At 40.8% G+C, this 18370-nt stretch carries 20 protein-coding genes and 4 pseudogenes; 10 read left to right on the top strand and 14 right to left on the bottom strand.

All coding sequences use genetic code 11. The features are described 5' to 3' along the window. Positions 1–238: 238 nt before the first annotated feature. Complete coding sequence (locus ABT56_RS23260; RefSeq protein ID WP_157037821.1) at positions 239–883, top strand: hypothetical protein; 645 nt, start codon at positions 239–241, stop codon at positions 881–883. A gap of 22 nt (positions 884–905) precedes the next feature. Here the strand turns inward: ABT56_RS23260 and ABT56_RS11035 are convergent, their stop codons facing one another. Then, entirely contained in the window at positions 906–2078 is a 1173-nt protein-coding gene (locus ABT56_RS11035) for a cation:proton antiporter (protein WP_047878935.1), read from the bottom strand. A 220-nt stretch (positions 2079–2298) separates the two neighbouring features. Between ABT56_RS11035 and ABT56_RS11030 the strand changes: the two genes are divergently transcribed. Together ABT56_RS11030 and creC are read left to right on the top strand one after the other, a co-directional pair. Next, positions 2299–3000: a response regulator gene (locus ABT56_RS11030; protein WP_047878934.1), complete on the top strand. Its 702-nt coding sequence runs from the start codon at positions 2299–2301 to the stop codon at positions 2998–3000. Beyond that, a complete protein-coding gene (gene creC, locus ABT56_RS11025) occupies positions 3000–4442 on the top strand; it encodes a two-component system sensor histidine kinase CreC (protein WP_047878933.1) in 1443 nt (480 codons plus the stop codon). The genes ABT56_RS11030 and creC overlap by 1 nt, the downstream gene beginning before the upstream one ends. Positions 4443–4564: 122 nt before the next feature. Here the strand turns inward: creC and ABT56_RS11020 are convergent, their stop codons facing one another. The 7 genes from ABT56_RS11020 to ABT56_RS10990 form a co-directional block, all read right to left on the bottom strand. After that, positions 4565–5086: a DUF4823 domain-containing protein gene (locus tag ABT56_RS11020; RefSeq protein WP_047878932.1), complete on the bottom strand. Its 522-nt coding sequence runs from the start codon at positions 5084–5086 to the stop codon at positions 4565–4567. A gap of 359 nt (positions 5087–5445) precedes the next feature. After that, positions 5446–5928, bottom strand: coding sequence for a P-loop nucleotide/nucleoside kinase family protein (locus ABT56_RS11015; protein WP_047878931.1), 483 nt, complete (start codon positions 5926–5928; stop codon positions 5446–5448). A gap of 214 nt (positions 5929–6142) precedes the next feature. Beyond that, the gene (locus tag ABT56_RS11010; RefSeq protein ID WP_047878930.1) at positions 6143–6523 is read right to left on the bottom strand and encodes a DUF7668 domain-containing protein; all 381 of its coding nucleotides are present in this window, start codon (positions 6521–6523) and stop codon (positions 6143–6145) included. Positions 6524–7163: 640 nt separating this feature from the next. Further along, positions 7164–7490, bottom strand: coding sequence for a hypothetical protein (locus ABT56_RS11005; protein WP_047878929.1), 327 nt, complete (start codon positions 7488–7490; stop codon positions 7164–7166). A gap of 78 nt (positions 7491–7568) precedes the next feature. Then, positions 7569–8003, bottom strand: a complete 435-nt coding sequence (locus ABT56_RS11000) for a hypothetical protein (RefSeq protein WP_047878928.1) — start codon at positions 8001–8003, stop codon at positions 7569–7571. A 123-nt stretch (positions 8004–8126) separates the two neighbouring features. After that, positions 8127–8825, bottom strand: a complete 699-nt coding sequence (locus tag ABT56_RS10995) for a hypothetical protein (protein WP_047878927.1) — start codon at positions 8823–8825, stop codon at positions 8127–8129. Between the two features lie 143 nt (positions 8826–8968). Further along, entirely contained in the window at positions 8969–9547 is a 579-nt protein-coding gene (locus ABT56_RS10990; protein WP_047878926.1) for a DUF4272 domain-containing protein, read from the bottom strand. A 116-nt stretch (positions 9548–9663) separates the two neighbouring features. On the opposite strand from ABT56_RS10990, the gene ABT56_RS10985 reads away from it, so the two are divergent. Further along, the gene (locus tag ABT56_RS10985; RefSeq protein ID WP_157037820.1) at positions 9664–9855 is read left to right on the top strand and encodes a hypothetical protein; all 192 of its coding nucleotides are present in this window, start codon (positions 9664–9666) and stop codon (positions 9853–9855) included. A 221-nt stretch (positions 9856–10076) separates the two neighbouring features. Here the strand turns inward: ABT56_RS10985 and ABT56_RS10980 are convergent, their stop codons facing one another. Together ABT56_RS10980 and ABT56_RS10975 are read right to left on the bottom strand one after the other, a co-directional pair. Next, positions 10077–10490, bottom strand: a complete 414-nt coding sequence (locus ABT56_RS10980) for a hypothetical protein (protein ID WP_047878925.1) — start codon at positions 10488–10490, stop codon at positions 10077–10079. Between the two features lie 366 nt (positions 10491–10856). Next, the gene (locus tag ABT56_RS10975; protein WP_047878924.1) at positions 10857–11324 is read right to left on the bottom strand and encodes an RDD family protein; all 468 of its coding nucleotides are present in this window, start codon (positions 11322–11324) and stop codon (positions 10857–10859) included. A gap of 116 nt (positions 11325–11440) precedes the next feature. Here ABT56_RS10975 and ABT56_RS24490 point away from each other — a divergent pair. Beyond that, positions 11441–11572, top strand: a pseudogene (locus ABT56_RS24490) (IS4 family transposase); the annotation flags it as partial. 88 nt (positions 11573–11660) lie between these two features. On the opposite strand, the gene ABT56_RS10970 reads toward ABT56_RS24490, so the two are convergent. Then, positions 11661–12173 carry a hypothetical protein gene (locus ABT56_RS10970; RefSeq protein ID WP_047878923.1) on the bottom strand — a complete coding sequence of 171 codons (513 nt, stop codon included), beginning with the start codon at positions 12171–12173 and terminating at the stop codon, positions 11661–11663. A gap of 676 nt (positions 12174–12849) precedes the next feature. Here ABT56_RS10970 and ABT56_RS23565 point away from each other — a divergent pair. The 3 genes and pseudogenes from ABT56_RS23565 to ABT56_RS10960 form a co-directional block, all read left to right on the top strand. After that, positions 12850–13016 (top strand): annotated as a pseudogene (locus ABT56_RS23565) (IS110 family transposase); the annotation flags it as partial. Positions 13017–13118: 102 nt separating this feature from the next. After that, on the top strand, positions 13119–13829 hold the full coding sequence (locus tag ABT56_RS23255) for an HNH endonuclease (protein ID WP_053062447.1): 711 nt from the start codon (positions 13119–13121) through the stop codon (positions 13827–13829). 116 nt (positions 13830–13945) lie between these two features. Beyond that, a pseudogene (locus ABT56_RS10960) lies at positions 13946–15116 on the top strand (IS4 family transposase). Between the two features lie 228 nt (positions 15117–15344). Here ABT56_RS10960 and ABT56_RS23250 read toward each other — a convergent pair. Both ABT56_RS23250 and ABT56_RS10950 read right to left on the bottom strand, forming a co-directional pair. Then, on the bottom strand, positions 15345–16124 hold the full coding sequence (locus ABT56_RS23250) for a hypothetical protein (protein ID WP_053062446.1): 780 nt from the start codon (positions 16122–16124) through the stop codon (positions 15345–15347). Continuing rightward, positions 16121–16534, bottom strand: coding sequence for a hypothetical protein (locus tag ABT56_RS10950; protein ID WP_047878922.1), 414 nt, complete (start codon positions 16532–16534; stop codon positions 16121–16123). The genes ABT56_RS23250 and ABT56_RS10950 overlap by 4 nt, the downstream gene beginning before the upstream one ends. Before the next feature lie 292 nt (positions 16535–16826). On the opposite strand from ABT56_RS10950, the gene ABT56_RS23905 reads away from it, so the two are divergent. Together ABT56_RS23905 and ABT56_RS23560 are read left to right on the top strand one after the other, a co-directional pair. Next, complete coding sequence (locus tag ABT56_RS23905) at positions 16827–17012, top strand: hypothetical protein (RefSeq protein WP_157037819.1); 186 nt, start codon at positions 16827–16829, stop codon at positions 17010–17012. Between the two features lie 26 nt (positions 17013–17038). Next, positions 17039–17288 (top strand): annotated as a pseudogene (locus tag ABT56_RS23560) (transposase); the annotation flags it as partial. A gap of 55 nt (positions 17289–17343) precedes the next feature. Here ABT56_RS23560 and ABT56_RS10945 read toward each other — a convergent pair. After that, complete coding sequence (locus tag ABT56_RS10945; protein ID WP_240478294.1) at positions 17344–18183, bottom strand: MBL fold metallo-hydrolase; 840 nt, start codon at positions 18181–18183, stop codon at positions 17344–17346. Positions 18184–18370 lie beyond the last annotated feature (187 nt).

The following is an 18370-nucleotide window of genomic DNA, read 5'->3' as shown; positions in this document are numbered from 1 at the left end:
TACTCCCCAGTGACCTAAAGGTGTCGAGCAGAACATCTAGGCGTCGCTGGGTATGAACACTGCTTTCTTTTCTACGTTAATGCTGACCGTAGTACTGCAATCTTCTTTATGGGGGTTGCAGTTTTTTTTATCTGTCTAGTCATAGCGGAGATAGTCTCTTGAGCTTGTAGGGGGATAGGGATAGAGTAGCGGCCAGTCGGCAAAGTTAGGGAACGGATTACGCCCAATGCAGCGGAACATGACAGTATTGAAAACAGCCTTTTGGATAGGGGCTGGCTATTTTTTTGCGCCAGTATCAATGGCAGGGGAATTGGCGGCCGGAATCTGGGCGGGGGACAGTCCCGAACAGGTTGCCACGGTGGCAGATGGCTATGAGTGTTCGCTATTGCTGGCGGGGGACGGGCAGCCATCGCCATCGATAGGCGAGCGCACCCAAGTGTACTGTTTCGATCAGGATCTGCCTCTCGGGATCCGGGATGGCCAGAGTCGGGTGTATTTTGACGGGAACAAGGCATCTCGGCTGGTGGTGGAGTATCCACTTTCCGTATCGACTTACACCTCGGTACTAGCCTCTCTTCGCCGCCAAGGGTTTGTGTTTGTCTCGCTGGAGGTTGCTGATGAGAGATTGGATGTTCTGGCGGGCTTGCAGTCGCTTGATGCCCAGACCCTCGATAGCCAGCTTTTTGCATTGGCTAACCGTTACGATTACCGTGTATCACGCCGTTATATGATGGTTGATAACAATAGCTACCGACGTGCCCAGCAAGCCGGCATTACGAATGTGCAAGATTTGCTGAACGGTATGCACAAAACACAATATTCTGGTTCACAAGTGGCTGAGCTGGTGGTGTCCGATGGTGTCTTAGCGGTAACGTACCAGTAATAGAGACGTAGGATGAGAGGTTCTAATCCTGCCGTAGTTTTTTGTCTGCTGAAATTGGGGTGGGAAAGCGTTTGACCACCCAATAGGTTGAAATGATAAAGGTTGTCATGGTGGTGATCTGAATAAAGGTCGCTGCGTTTGACGATAAGATTTCGGCTTGTATCGCCGCATAGGCCACTAAAAAAGAAAACTCGCTGGCTTGGCTGAGGCGGGCGCTGAGTTCATTGGTCAACGGCCCTTTTTCATGGGCCTGCTTGAATGCCGTTGTAAATCCCCAGAATTTGATTGCGACTAATCCAATGCCATACCCAATGCCCAATAAGGTATAGAAGTTACTGTGGTAGATATCCATCTTGGCACCGATGGCGAAAAAGAACAGGATAAGGAAAAACTCCCGCAACGGTTTGAGATGAACCGCGATGGCTTGAGAGACCTTGCTGACAGCAATAGAAATTCCCGCAATAAATGCCCCGCTCTCATAAGACAACCCCACTTGATGTCCAAGCTCTGCCCATAGCAGGCACCACGCCAAGGTGGTGACAAAACTGTACTCCTGAATCACATCAAAACGTTGGAACAACGGCAGGATAATGTACCGGACCCCGACGAAAGCTAAGGTGGTGATCAGGGCAAATTTGCCGAGCATCCAAACAAAACTCAGCCACATGGCATTACCATCGCCCATGTTCAGAAAAATGATGACACAGATAGCCAGGATATCCTGCACCAGTAAAATACTGGTCATTACCTCCCCCATATGTTTGTGGTGCAAGGTAGTTGTCGGAATAAGCTTAAGGCCAATTACCGTGCTTGAGAACATCATGGCCGCAGCAACGACGAGCGAGTCTGTCAATGACAGCTGGATAATCAAGCATACGGCGAGGGTGATAGCAAAGAAAAATCCACAAGTCCCGAGGGTGATCAGGGCGCTTTCCTGAAAGAGCAGGATTAACTTCTTGGGCTGGAGATTGAGTCCGATCAGGAAGAGCAGCAGGATCACGCCGAGGTGGCCGATTTGGGTAATATTGTCGGCATCGGTAATGAGGTTGAGCCCTTGGGGGCCAATCAGGATACCAGCGGCAAAGTAGGCAAGGATGATCGGTTGCCGCGCATACAGGAACAAGGTGCCAAGAAGCGCCGCGCTGATAATGATAGCGCAGAGTTGGAATATCAAGGAGGCGAGGTCGATTTGCATGGCATACCGTTTCTATACATTCACCTATTACAGTGTGGTCTATGATAGGGGGCTGGTGTCTGGTCTTTTTTATTTGAAGGGTATGTCGATAACTGGGTTGAAAGCGCTGCAGACGCCTTTGCTAAGCGTCGGGTAATCCGCTAGTCTTGGCCTCACAGAATAACAGTGCAGATAACTGCTTGTTTTACTAATAATAGAATTCGTTTTGCGGGGCGCATTAGTGAGTGAAAAATCAACGGTTGTCATCATTGAAGATGAACAGGCTATTGCCGAGAACCTGATCCACGTATTGGAAATGGACGGCTATCACCCGGCATGGTTTGCCACGGCAGGTGAGGGATTGGCATATCTGAGGGCGAACGATATTGCTTTGTTGGTGCTGGATGTCGGCTTGCCGGATGGCAATGGCTTTGAGCTGTGTAAGACTATTCGTGAGTTCTCCGATGTGCCGATTATCTTTCTCACTGCGAGAAATGATGAAATCGACCGGGTTGTCGGTTTGGAAATCGGGGCCGATGATTATGTGACAAAACCCTTCAGTCCGAGAGAAATGCTGGCGCGGATCAAGCTACGGATTAAATCACGCGCGGTTGTATCTGCTGAGAAACCTCAGCCACGGCCTGATAGCGTTCAGGCAGATGTGCTGGTGGCGCAGCAGTTTGATTATTGCGTAAATGAGCAGATGTTAGGTCTTACCGCCGTCGAATATAAAATACTGGATCGGCTGGTGTCCGTTTCGGCCAATATACTCAGCCGTGAACAGTTGATGATTGCCGCCGACATGGCCCCTGAAGCGGTTTATGAGCGTAATATTGATTCTCACATCAAGGCTATCCGCAACAAGCTCAAGCCTTTTGGGCTTTCTGACCGCATTTGTACCAAGCGTGGTTTTGGTTACTTTTACAGTGTAAAGGGTGAGTGATGACGCGCTGGCCGAGGATCCCGCTAGGGTTACGACTGTTTTTCCTCTGTTTCATCTTGGTGGTAATAACAGCCTACATGGTAAGAAAAACGGTGATCCATGAACTGAAACCGACAGTCCGCCAAACAACGGAAGAAACGCTGGTGGATATGGCGAACCTGCTGGCAGTACTGGCTGAGGAAGATGTAGCCAGCGGGCGCATTGCTGAAAGCCGTTTTGCCGTCTTGTTAACCGCTTATGGCAATCGTGAGCCGCAGGCCAAAATTTGGGATGTGGGTAAAAATACAATCAACCACCGGATTTATATTACCGATAAAAACGGCATAGTGATTGCCGATTCATGGCAGAAAGACGTGGGCAAGGACTATTCGCAGTGGAATGATGTCTACCTGACGCTGCGAGGTCAGTATGGTGCTCGCAGCACGGCTGAAGATCCAAATGATCCGTTGTCGTCTGTTATGCATGTTGCCGCGCCGATTTATCATAATGGTGAAATTATCGGCAGTGTGACGGTGGCAAAATCTAACCGTTCTATCCAGCCTTTTATCGATCTTTCAAAGCGTAATGTTCTGTTTTGGCTAGTTTGGATGAGTGTCATCATTCTGGTTGCCGGTGCATTGTTTGCGTGGCGTACGCACAGTGCCTTGAATAAGCTTGAAAATTACGCGCTGAAAATGGGGCAGGGTGAAAAAGTGGCCAAGCCGACATTCCGTATTTTTTATGAGTACGACACCCTGAGTGACGCGTTGGAAAACATGCGCAACCAGCTCGATGGCAAGCAGTATGTCGAGGAATACGTGCAAACCTTGACCCATGAGCTAAAAAGCCCGCTTTCGGCAATCAAGGGGGCGAGCGAAATATTGCAGATGCCACTGCCACAAGAGAAAATTGCCCGTTTCGCCAATAATATCGAGCGCGAGAGCGATCGTATGCAGTCTTTGATCGACAAGCTATTGGAATTGGCCCGACTAGAAAAACGGCCGCAGCTTGAAACCTTGGTACCGATCTCCCTTAATGATGCGGTGGATGAGGTGGTGCAGGCATCCGATGCACGGCTAAGTGCTAAGGCAATTATCTGCAACGTGGCGGTTGATGAAGGCGCTATGGTGCTCGGTGACAGTTTTCTGTTAAAGCAGGCCCTGTTTAATTTGATGGATAACGCGTTGGATTTTGTCTACCAAGGTGGTGTCATTGAATGGCAGGCAACACGTTCCAAACAGGGGGTGACACTGTCTGTGAGTAATACCGGCCCGCAGATCCCCGATTATGCTATGTCGCGGTTAACGGAGCGTTTTTATTCATTGGCCCGTGAAAATGGAATGAAGAGCACGGGGTTAGGACTAAATTTCGTTGAGCAGGTTGTCAAGTTGCATAGAGGGCAACTTGAGATAGCTAACCAAGATAACGGTGTAAAAGTTACCTTGTTTTTTCCTTCTGTTTAGATTTGGGTATTCCGCCCTATACTGGGAAGAATAAAAGCAAGCGGGAACATTCAGAGTTAGTTGTGGGGATAGGTGTTGAGCACCTATCCTTATCTGTTATGTATTATTTTTTATTCAATGAATTAATTAAATAGTGCTGTTGTGAATTTTTCAACTGGAATAGGAAGAAGATCCTGTGGATGATCACCACCAAAGGTAGCTAGACCACTTTTTCCATCAACAATAGCTGATTTAATCTCTGCCTGAGTATCAACATCAATAACTGAAATTTTTACTGTCACCTTGTCCGGTTTTGCTGACCATTCTGTTGCACGATCTTCCCAATGCATTATTGTTGGATAGAATAAATAATCATAGCCACCTTGTTTCGCAGAAATTAAAGCATCATTAAATAACTCTGGTTGTTTTGCAATTTCAACGTTATTTAGTCTTTTAAGCAGACTTGATTGAATGGTTTTGCTTAACATATTACCTGAACCAGTATAATAATGATTACCATATGATCCATCTTTTGATAGTGCAATATAGATAGAATTTGTTGAATTAATTTTTGTTGATACATTTGATTCAGCAATATTTAAATTATGTGAATCTGCACATCCCCAAAGCGATGAAAGACATGCGGCTATAATTATTTTTTTCATAAATCCTCAATATTATTGAATGCATGATGAATGACAAGGATTTGCTCATATCTAGATTTTGCTACATTTGGAAAATCTTGATAAGTTATCAAAGTCACTCTTTATCTGCGATATCGATTTTCTTTGATATAACACTTCATTATCAATGGCGAGGATACCAAAGGCAACAGTTTGATGCACCAATAATATCATGATTAAAGGTGTTTATTTTTTTTGCTAATTTCCGGATTGTAGAAAAATCTGAGGTAGTAGGGTTTTCAGCTTAAGTAGATCGATATCATCATGATGATAATAGCAGTTATTTTATTAACAATTCACAGTCTTAACATAGTAAGAGGAGAGGAGGCTTGCTCAATACTTCAGATAGGTATTGACTTAACCCACTCGATATTTTCACTTGCGGTTGGAATCTCAAACCAAGACCAGAATAATTCGAGCATTTCCGGTGTCATTTCGTAAGACTTACCATTCCGTTTTGAGTTACGAGAAAATGCTCTCTGCTTACAAGTGTCAAAAGGGACATCTAGATAATGAACTTCACAGCTAACACCTTCATTTGATGCCCAATCAGTAAAAGCATCCCGGTCAGCTTTACTCCAGAAACCAAAGTCAAAAATAACTGGAACACCTAAAGAAAACAGTTGTATTGCAGACTCTTTGAATAAGCCTTGAAGAGTAGCCAGTCGGTTATCAAAGACCTCGCGTTCCATATGTTCGCCATAGAGAGGGATCATCCATTCATCAATGGAAAATCTAAAGGCTCCATGTTTTTCTGCAAGAGCTTTGGAATAGGTCGTTTTACCTGAACCAATAAATCCACAGATGAAATAGATTTTAGTCATAATTCCTCTTTATCTTATAATCAATGATATTGATTGTGCTGAACATAAGTATCCACGGCCAATATTATATAGGCAAGATGGTGAACCAAAAAATAATATCAAGATCTAAGATTCGTGCAGAGTTTGCAATTTTTTCGCCTAGTACTGTATAAATAGGAGCATCTATACTGGCCAAGTTAATATCACACTCGTATTGGCATGGTGAATGTATTTTTTAAGGTACATAAACCATAATAATTTCAATGATATGACCGCCATCTGTCTCTAAAACTTTTGCCCCAAGAACTAGATCACTCGCGCCTGCGTCAGCCGTCCAAAGATCGATAAGTACATCCCAATGATTTCCCATCCACATACAAACTGAAGATTCCCATGCTTCATCGGGTAGAGGAATTAATGTTTCTCCATAGGCATCTATATTTTCTTTTATATATTCTGCGGTCTCTTTGGTAATCGGCTTAACATTTTCAAATCCTAAAGAAGGCATATAGGTACCATTAACAAAAGAATTTATAACTTTTGAGAATATAGGTCGCCAAGCACTGGGAATTGGATGTTGATTTTCATCATCCTTTATAATAGGCACATTGGTCATTTTTACTCCTTATCGTCCAACACTGTTTTAGCTATTGTTGCATACTTCATCTATTAATGCTTGTTTTAGGGTAATTAACGCATGTTTTTATCCCGTAACCACTTTTAATACAGTCAAATCTACGTTCATGGGAAGTGGATAGATTGTGAATATAATTTGGTTCTCCCCAAGAGGGCTTTTAGATATAGCATTTTCTGCCGGATACCCATACGAAATTCGAAGTAATGATCAAAGGTAACTAATGCCACATCATCTTCAGTATCGATCTAAGCCAACTTAACGACATGTTCATCAGTAAAAATCATTGGAGTTGGTGTACCAACCATAATTTCAGGGAATATATTTTCTATTGGTATTAGTTTTGTGTTCATACTCTTGATTATGAATATATAGCCTCTCAAGCAGAGATAATACTCTTGTTAGTGTAAGCTCTAAGTGACAGTCATTTTTAGATATTAAAACTATAGGTAATAGTCTGTTTTATACTACTAGATATTACTTTTTCATACTTATTTGGTATTTCTGTGAAATTTGCAAAAGAATCTGGCTCTTGAAATTAATGAGATAGATTTCTTCGAAGAAAGCATTTTGCTAGGTATATAATCCAGGCTTTACCTCACTTTATGAGTTTGGTTTTTGGCTAAAGGTTAGTTTTCCATTCGCATGGAATAGCTCCTTCTTCGTAACTCTTTTCTAAATAATCAATAAATTCTGATTTATAAGAAGCAACCTTGGCTTTATGAATTAACTCAAGATCATCCGAAATGTAAGAACAAATCTCATGGCTATTAGTAGCTTCTGATAACGTTATAAATATATTATTCGTATTGAATCTCGTTGCAGGTTCAGGTATTGCGGCATCTGCCGAGCACCAAGCGCAATCAAAAATATCAGAGTCTCTCTTATCTAATATTTCATCGAGCTCACTAGTAGACAACGTTCTTAAGTGATTAATTAATTTATTCATATTCTACGTATAGTATATTATTACTTTTATTTAATTTTCTTATTAACGTTTTATCAAGTCAACAATAAATCCAATGAATCATCGATTATTGTTACTATGGAGTGAGATGTTCGTTTTTAATGGTGGATTTTTTGTAAAGACCCCGTCACATATTACTTTCATACCAAAACCACAGACTGCGCCATGTCCAGCAGTTTGAGAAACAACCGCTTTGTTTTCAGAAAATTTTATATCAATTATGCAAGGTTCATTATCAATATATACTTTATTATAACGAACAGCATTGTCATTTAACGCTAAAAGCGTTTTTACTACGATTCCAGAGTTGAAATTTGGTGGGCCATATTGGCAATCAAGTGATATGAATACACTATTTTGGTCATTTTTTTCAACAGTTAATGTTGAATAAATACCATCTTCTATATATTGCTTATATGTGCCATTTATCTCAAATGAACTGAAGCTAGGACAGCTAATGAAAATTATGCTGTAAAGTATTAATGTTCGAAACATGTATATTCCTAAAAATTATTGGAAATGACATAATGGGTACTTTGTTGCACATTTAATCCTTAAATGTCGATTCGCTGTTGTCGTTTGAAGCTGTTTTTTCTGCTATATAATCTATTCATGGTCCTATGTGCAATCTACCAATTGTATTGAAAACCATGGCCCTTCCTCATCGGCTATACCACTTTTTTCTATGTATTTTCTACATAGTTCCGCAGATTCAAACGTTTCACACAATCCTGTTTCAGGTATTACTTGGCCGGTTGCAATGGCGCATTTTTCGATAAGGCCATCTTGTATCATCCAGGACTCCCCAAGCATCCCTGATGAGCATTCGACTACCTCATACCCTAACGTTGGCCATTTTTCCGGAATATTGTTGCCCAAAAATAGCATCTTTAGTAATGCTCGCTCTCCAATAATGGGTTTGTTACTATCTGGAGTCCAACCATCGAGAAGGTCAATAGAATCTTGGGCTGAAAAACCGATGGCAATGATTCGAATAGACGGGTCATTTCTAAAAAATCGACGTTTTGCTTCTTTTGCGTCGCTAAGCGCATAGAATATGCTGACCCAGCCGAATTTGATCTCAAAAGCGCATTGAGCCCACTCTTTAATCTCTGTGTAACGTGCTATGGGTATACCAGTATTGATTAAATAATCTTCTTGTTTACGATTTGTATAGTCATTCCACCAGAATCCGGCTACGCCTGGAAACTGTGGGCATATATCAGCAGAAACACTGACATAATGTTTCAATCCAGAACTATCTGGGTTTACCTTTACTATGATAAAACCGCCTAATATCGAATTTTGGTTTGTCATTGCTACCTTAGATATAACAGCCGTATCAGTTTGTGCTTGTGATATCTATCAGTTCACCATTACCGAAGCCCTCATGATCAGCCACGCTAATCGCGAGTAGGTAAACATGGCTAAAATTTAGCTATTGACGCCATAGTCGTTTGTTATGTGTCTGTTGGTACGTCATCCCATGATTCGCCGAAGCCTGACACCCAACTCATGCCGTAACGACGCTCGTAAACAATACCAGAATCAAGCTCGTTTATATCGGGATCGTCTTCACCTGGTCGGTCGTTGTTAAAACCAAGATCTCGATCTCTAACACGCCAATGTTGGTGGTACAAAAAAGACTCCATATTGTCTATGGCTTCGCTGTCTCTTAATTCTGCACAGTTGAGAAATTCGTTTGTATTGCTAACAGCTTTAATAACTAGCTCATTTTCCCAAATATCAAACTGTTCATCAAAAGCGGGCATTTCATCCAAGCCTTTCAAGCACCAGAGTAAAGAAACAAGTGCCTCCACTCTCCAAGAGAAGTTGACTAGATCTTGGTGGTCTGGTCTTGGTGTGTTAATGAATTCAGATTCTAAGGTAGATAAATATTGTTCAATATTATTATTTTTGATCCATTTAATATTTTCTTCTGGAAAGTGTACCTTTCCTACTGAGGCAATTAATCCAAGGACCCGCTCTGCAACCTCTTTGGAGGTTCTAATTTTGATATCCTCTTCAATCTCTTCCATGGAATTATCTAATCCTATGATTTAGTGGGTGACACATAACGAATGACATGGGCTCCCCCTCATCAAGACTCTGCCACACTTGGTGAGTCTGAGTAAGAAAACGTTCGGTGGCCACCATGTCACCTTCTATCTATGGCATTGATTTAGCCAAACATTTCTTCACTATCCACGGTGAGGATGCCAATGGCAACACCCTGATCCACAAAACAATATCTCGAGCAAAAGTACTTACATTCTTTGTCAACTTGCGTCTGCCATTATCGGAATGGAAGCCTGCGGCAGTTCCCATTACTGGGCGCGAGAATTAACCAAGCTCGGCCATATAGTTAAGATCATGGCATCCCCATTGTTGCGCACCAACGCGAACAATAAAGTGCTTACACCTGAGCCTGAAACTAATTAACGCTGATATAGCCATTCTATTTGAATCGTGCTTGCTACGATGTATGGCCAAGGGGACGCCAAGTTAGGCCTAGTCGCAGGCAGCAGTGAGACCACTGTAGGAGACCCTCAATGTGTGTTAAGTTTATTAATGCGTCTCAGATATATTGTATTTTTGCATAAATGCACTAGCACTAAAACATCCAACTAAGCTTCCCAAAGAGATCGAAAATGCAAGAATAAAAATTATGGTTTTTGGTATATCGCCATTAAAGATATTTCCTCCAAAAAAGTAAATTAACATAGATGAAACAAATATAAGGAATGAATGTTTATTTAAAAGAAAAACCCAGGGTATTTCAAACATTGCAAGCTCTCGGTGATCTTTAAACGTAAACAAACCGATAAAAACATATATTAAAGCCACGATGATTGCGATGAGGATCACTGATACTATATAGGGAAAGAATGGTTTATCTATAAAAATAATATATCCCATACGCCAAGAGTAAAAGAAAGATACCATCCAAAAAATAATTACTGGCCCGAGTATTAGTCCCATTTATCCTCCATGAACTTAATGAATGACATGAAATTCCCTTATCTAGACTCAGCCACTCTTGGCGAGTTTGAGTAAAAATACGTTCAGCGGCTATCATGTTACTTTCTATCTATAGCATTGATTTTGCCAAGAATAGTTTTAGTATCCACGGTGAATATCCTGTATGCAATGCATTGATCTTAAAAACAATATCAAGCTCGAAGGTTCTTGCAACGTTTGCAAATATCTCGTCAGCCCTTAGGGAGGGTTTATCATCAGAGCGAAGTAGAGAACTTTGTTGTTCGATTATATTGGCAGCTACGCAGCCAAGGGGATAGGGGGTAGATCTCCCCCCTTGATACCCCGATGGCTTATATGTGTTAATTGTTAATTTGAGATTACTCGCATTTTGGCAACTCGGTCATGCAGTGCTCTTCTTTGCTTACCAAAAATCATTGCTAGATTAACCAAGTTCAAAAGTCCCCCAATAAAAGGGATATACACAAGAAATAACATAAATGCATAACGCTTAAATATGAGGTCTTGAACCTTAGCTGGACTTCCGTCGATGTTAACGACTCTAATGTTTAAGACCTTCTTTCCTACTGTTTGACCAGATTGCTTCAGCATTTTCCAGTTAACCGCACAATATAAGCCAAAGCCTAAGACTGCCATTACAATCTTATACCCAAAAGATGGCTCTACTGGAGGGGTTTGAGATAGTCCGTCAAAGCCACCAGTAAAATAAGCCAAAGGTAGCAGAACAATACCAAGTACTAACCCATCTACAACCGAAGCTCCTATTCGTGACCATCGAGAAGCCAATCGATACGAGTTATCTTGTATATTTTCCATAATTGTTTCCTTTTTAGATAAATTTTATTCGCAAGTTAACGAATGACATGGACACCCCCTCATCCAGACTCTGCCACACTTGGTGAGTCTGAGTACGAAAACGTTCGGAGTCCGCGAGGCTGGTTCTATTCTTCGTCAGACTCGGAAAAGACGTTTTTCGACGACTTGAATATCACATCACAAACTCGACATTACGTTGGGCACAACAAGAGCTAATTACGATGGCAAGGAGTAGTTATTATGCGTGAGTTTTATGGGATCTTTTAGCGCCTAACATAAGTTATGTGTCCCACTAAACACACCAAATGCACAGAACTCCATTCAAATTTAAGGTTATTATTTTATTGTTAGTGATTCCATAACTTTTCTACCAATAGGAAGCCACTTTTTTGACTGCTCAATGGTAGTATTAAAGGCAATGAATAATAATCGACCATCAACGGATGTTCCGTACATGATATTATGAATTTCTGTATCCATTGCAGGGGTAATAAGCTCCAATACAATAAATATTCTGCCATTGCGTTCAATAATTTCATCTCGAAACCATTTAGCTGATGGATATAAGTTATGGAACATTTTAGAAATCGCATGATGAAATTCAGGAATATCGGAAGATTCCATAACTGTGTTTGTATGATTAAATGCTAGAGAAATACTACCACTATCATCACTTAATACTTCTGTCGGCCTCCGGGAACTAGGGTATTTAATTTCTAAAATATCATCCGGCATTTGAGTAAATTGTTGTGGAATCAGTAAAGACACTCTTCCATTAAGCACATTCTTTGTAATTAATTCAGCAGATAAAGAGAAACTACTAAAAAGTACCAACATCAAAAAAAGCATGATTTCATATTTATAACCTAAAATAACAATCTTAATTTAGTGACAATTGATTCACCGTCCATTATCACTCCAATATCATCACACATGAAACTGAAACAAAATTATAAATCTAAACTTTCTTGTCCATTTAACCAACTTCCGACTAAATTCTTCGAGCAAAAGATAACAGTGTATTAAACAGCATGCTCGCTTTCCCCAGCCTAATACACACTTAATTGCACACAATTTTCTTATCAGCATCCTGTTAAGTCAATAGGTTGCATAAAATCATTGTTGCTTAATAGCTGTTATTTGCTTGAGCAAAGCGAGTATTCGGTATTAATGAGACCTCGTTAATACCAATTGTAAGTGTTAATTCGCAATAATATCAATGCTTTATCTGTGTGTGTTGCGGGGCGAGTATTTGGGGTCTCGTTACTAGCAGGTCAATGCTGGTCATATTTAGCGAGTTATCGCTAGGCTTTTCAAGAGGTGGAGTAGGGCTGGGGATTGATTTTGTTCGAAATAAAAAGCCGGACAGTGTCATGCCCGGCTTTTCGTTGCTCAGTCATTAGTGCTTAGTGGAAGTACACCAGCATTTCGATCTCATCCCTTTGCTGTAGTTCACGGGCGGCTATTACCAATATTGGCAAGACCGATCGCCTCAGCCTCTGGTGCAAAGGGCTTGTTGAGCGGGGGGGGACGATCACAAGTACGCACTGTATTCTACATGGCTATGATGTCTGCGATGCAATGAAACCGAAAAAAGTCGCCATTATTGCGTGTGTAAGGAAGATGGTTGTGATCTTAAATTCGATGCTTCGAGATGGCGTCATGTGGAACGAAAACATAGCCAGAAATTAGCTATTTTAGCTATTGACGTCATAGTCGTTTGTTAGCTTTATATCCTATCACATACGATGACTAACGGTTATAATATGGCGTACAGAAATTTGGAGCAGCTCAATGAAAGCACGCAACATACCAGAACCACGCTTTATTGCTCTTGTGAGCAAACTTGAAAGTTATGGGTTTGAGTTTATTCAGGCTCAGAAGCCAAGAGCAAGCAAAATTAAGTATGAACTAACTTTTCAACATCCAAGACTACTAGCTCGATTTTCAGCCAAAGGTTTATACACTCGCACCAAGGTATTCTATTTGCGACCAATAGATGAAACAGCCAATAGCTCTATTGCTTTTAGTGCAATTGATTCTTCACCTCTGCACACTCAATCGGAAATATTTCCCAAGCCAAATCACGAAAATTTATGGGTAGATCTTGGTATTGATGCTCTCCTTGCAGCCATCGATGACTTTCTAATAATTGAACAACAAGAAAGTACAGAGTCTTTCTACCAAGAAGTCGAAAAAGCACTATCAGATTCAACAACCACAAGACAAGCGAGACTCCTTACTGCCAACAAAAAGCCCAAACGGGTAAAAACAACCACATGGACTTACAATCGTAACCCAGACGTTGTTGCTGAAGTTCTAGCGCAAGCAAATGGGCGTTGTCAAAAGTGTCTAAATAAAGCACCTTTTAGACGCAAATCAGACAACACTCCATACCTTGAAGTCCACCATAAGGTTTTTCTATCAAATGGAGGTGAAGATACTGTCGAAAATTCTATTGCCCTATGCCCAAATTGCCACCGAGAACGGCATTTTGGCGAGTAAAGCTAACGCCTGCCGCTTAGGAATCCCCACAAAATTCCCTTGTTGTTCAATAAGTAAACACGCATCCTGCCTTCTGATCTAATGAATTCACCACAAAAATAAAAGAAGAAAACAAGATGCGTGATATTCAAATACTACACGACTCCCTTAGAGAACAATGCCCTAGCATTCACAAAAAGCGACTCAACTCACTGATGGATTCGGTGAAAGCACTACTAAATAACGATGCGCTGACCCTTACATTACTGGGTAGATCACTACCTTCTAAAGCAAAAGCCAAGCACTGTATAAAGAGGGTTGACCGTTTATTGGGAAACTCTCATCTACACCGAGACAGGCTAGATATTTACCGCTGGCACTGCCACCAAATATGCTCGGTAAATCCACAGCCGATTGTCCTTGTTGATTGGGCAGATATCCGGGAATATAAACGCCTCATGGTACTCAGGGCATCCGTTGCTGTAGATGGTCGTTCCGTTACCCTTTTTGAGCAATCCTTTACCTTTAAACAATACAACTCTCCTCGCAGTCACCAGATATTTCTTGATAACTTTAAAGCCGTTTTACCCTCGCATGTCATCCCCATCATTATCACAGATGCTGGTTTCAGAAACACCTGGTTTCGACAGATAGAGGCTATGGGGTGGTGCTGGACGCGTTCGCGGTGATGTAAATGCCTTTTATAACAAACAATGGCATCACATTAAGCAACTGTTTAAAAAGGCAAATAATAAACCCAAGTACATAGGGTTGACCCAACTGGCAAAACGAAAACCATTACTCTGCCACCTACATCTCTTCAAAAAACAAACATCCAGAAAACGCCAAGACAGACCCAGAGGTAGAGAGCACTTTACAGCACAAGCTGTCCATAGAAAATCAGCGAAAGAACCTTGGTTACTCGCAACAAACATCCCTACCGATATCTTCTCTTCCCGCTGTATCGTCCGCCTCTATGAAAAACGTATGCAAATTGAAGAGACTTTCCGGGCTCAATATGGCTTTGGTCTGCGACAAAGTCGAACCAACGACCCAAAGCGTCTCGATATCCTGCTGCTGATCGGCCTTCTCGCCTTCATGGTCTATTGGTGGTTTGGTATTGCTGCTGAACATGCCGGTTGGCACCGCCACTTCCAAGCTAATACGATAAAAAAGAGGCGAGTTTTATCCTTTGTCAGACTCGGAAAAGAGGTCTTTCGACGACTTGAATATCACATCACAAACTCAACATTACGTTGGGCACAACAAGAGCTAATTATGATGGCAAGAAACAGTTATCATGCGTGAATTTTGTGGGGATCCTCCAGCGCCTGCCGTAAAACGCCAGCAACGTATTGCGGCAACTTTAAAATGACCACCGTAAACACTAAAATTAATTCAGACCTAGAATGCCGAGCGTTGATGGTCGTTTTGACGGCCTTGTTATGTTTGTCGTACTTCAAAGTTGAAACTAAGTTTGACGAATTATTTAGATACCGTAAAGAATAAGCTGTAAATGAGACCCATTATTTACAGCTAGGCATTAACATACAAAAAACCTTTTCGAACCGGTTTTATCTTTGTGAAAACATCAGGAAAAGTTGTACCAGAGACTAAGCATTCATCTGCACATTGATTGCTATTTATATGAACCGTTGAGTTGGCGTATTTGGGGCGCCAGTTATTATTCTTATTTTTGCCAACTGCACCTTCTTTATCCCAGACAGACAACGCAACTTGTTTTGATACAGGATGACAAAGTTCTATTGCTTTTTCTTGTGTAATATCACCGACACCAATATAAAACCCAATTAAATTAGATACTAAGTCCTCTTGACTGAAGCCACTATCAGTTACAATGGAAAGAAAACGCTGAAAAGACTCAAATGAAACAGATACTTCCATAAATATTGATAAAGCTACTTGTCTCTTCTGAATTTTTGTCAAACCATGCTTTACGATATATTTTCTTTCTACGCCGGGCTTTCCCCAATAACCAGCATGATCCTGACGATAACGAACTAAAAAACCTGTTTTACCATCAGGGAAGTGATACGTTACTTTCTCATCAAACTTTTCTGCGATGTAGCGACCTCGAGGATCCATTCGACTTATTTCGAACTGAACTTTATTATATGCCTCGCCTTCATTATTAATATTTTTCCATAAGTTACCAGCGCCTATTTCCGGTCTAGAGTTATATGGATTTAGGTGCCCCAAATCTACCCAACCTGCACGGCATGTATAGAGAAGCCCATAATTTTTAGACCAATTCTTCCGAAGCCGCCCATCTAAAATATCTTCCCGTTTGCTCATTTTCCTTCCCCCTCAAAACTTGCATAAACATCAACACAGTTATCTTCTGAACTTAATAACGCTAACATATAATAACCTTCATATATGCCCGTACATTTAGTGCCATGAAAGTCAACACTGTTCTCACATTTCAACCCAACATTCTCAAAATATGCAGATATCTTCCTAATGGAAGAGCTAGAGCAGTATGACATTGTGATTATTGATGGCTTTACACCATCAGCAATACGATATTTATACTTCGGGGAGGATTTCGCACCAATTGCATTAAAATCTTTTATAACACCAGGGATTTTTAGCTCAAATATTATTGAGCCTTCCTCAAACTCACTTGGCTCCCAAAAACTCCACCATGTATAACCACCAATGATTAAAAGAAAGACTGATAGTACAACAATTATTTTTTTCATAATGTCATGCACTGATATTTATAAGTTTGCATGAATCATTTCATTTTTGAAGTTTTACTGGTAGTTCAATACTATAATTGTGCGGTCTAGTTCACATTTCAATTAATATACCCTCATCTATTTCAAAATCTATTCAGTGATAAAATTGATTTTTCAAACACATTAAAAAGACATGTTCAACCTATTGATAAGATTAAGTGAGCAATAAAACATAACGAATGACATGGACTTCCCCTCATCCAGACTCTGCCACACTTGGTGAGTCTGAGTAAGAAAACGTTCGGAGGCCGTCATGTCACTTTATATCTATAGCATTGATTTTGCAAAATATTCCTTAAGTATCCCCGGTGAGGATGCCAATGGCAACACCCTGATCCACAAAACAATATCTCGAGCAAAAGTACTCTCATTCTTTGCCTACTTACCGCCTGCTATTGTTGCGCACCCATGCGAACAACAAAGTTGCTTACCTGAGTAGAGCCTGTAACTAACTGGCATTGAAGCAGTGGACGCTATAAAGGTAAGCTAGTCATTCAGGGGGGGGGACGAGCACAAGTACGCACCGAGCTCTACATGGCTATGATGTCTGCGATGCAGTGTAACCCTGTTTTTAAAGCTACTTACCAGCGACTTTTTAGATGCAGGAAAACCGAAAAAAGTCGCCATTATTGCGAGTGTAAGAAAGATGGTTGTGATCTTAAATTCGATGATTAGAGGTGGCGTCATGTGGAACGAAAACATAGCCAGAAATTAGCTATTGACGCCATAGTCGTTTGTTATGTTCCAGGACTCATTTGATAGACTTAACCTTATTGATAATTAAGTGACAAACCAACACCTACGTCCATAACATTCGCTGAATTAGATAGCTTAATTTTGTACTCTAGGCTTGTACAATGGCATGGGTGGATGTTGTTTATGTCTTGTTCTTTGAAATAATTGAGTGTGCCTTCTGACTGAACCTTACTTGGTTCAAGGAGATGAAATCCACCAATTACATCTAAAACTCTGTCATCACCACAGACTTTTTTGGCATACTCGATGATATTGCATATACCAGCGTGAGAACACCCTGTAATAATGACTAAACCTTGGGGCGATTTGTATACGAGTGCTGAGTCATCCTTAACATAATCATCAAATATTGTATCAACGTGTTCACATCGACCAATTGGATCTAGGTTTTCAAAATCATTAGTTCTTTCAATTTCACCTAGAAATACAAGCTTATCTGTTATCCATAAGGGCTTATTTGTTAAACTAGTATCAAAGTACTTACCAATCTTTTTGCCATCGAGAACTGAGCCTATTTCATCACCAGAGTACTCTTTATACGAGAATGCTTCTGGGTGAGCTACAACTGTTGGACTTTGACAATTTATACCTTCAGCTCTTGCTTCAGAGTAAAGCTTAACAAGCGGAACTAAACCACCTGTATGGTCATTATGGCCATGAGAGATAACAACATAGTTAACATCCATTAAGGATTCATTCATTTTTCTAGCATTCTGAATAAACACGTCAGAATAACCAACATCAAACAATACCTTCGTGTCACCTTCAGTTATCAAATACGAGACACCCGGCTCACCTAAATAATATCGGTCAATTATTGTGTTGTTATCAACTAAAACTTTCAATTCCATCATCTATTCTTCCATAACCGATTCAACTATGCTTCTGTAACCTATTTAATGTTCGAGAGTGCTTACATATCATTAAAGGAACATCACGTACGCAATAAGTTGCCCCACACTAAACTAACAAAATGCACCGAACTTCAAACCAAAAATGCCGAGTGTAACGGGTCAACTTAATTGCCTTGATACTCATTGA

The sequence above is a fragment of the Photobacterium aquae genome (assembly GCF_001029445.1).
GTDB lineage: Bacteria > Pseudomonadota > Gammaproteobacteria > Enterobacterales > Vibrionaceae > Photobacterium > Photobacterium aquae.
This window is presented reverse-complemented; position numbering and strand designations above follow the sequence as displayed.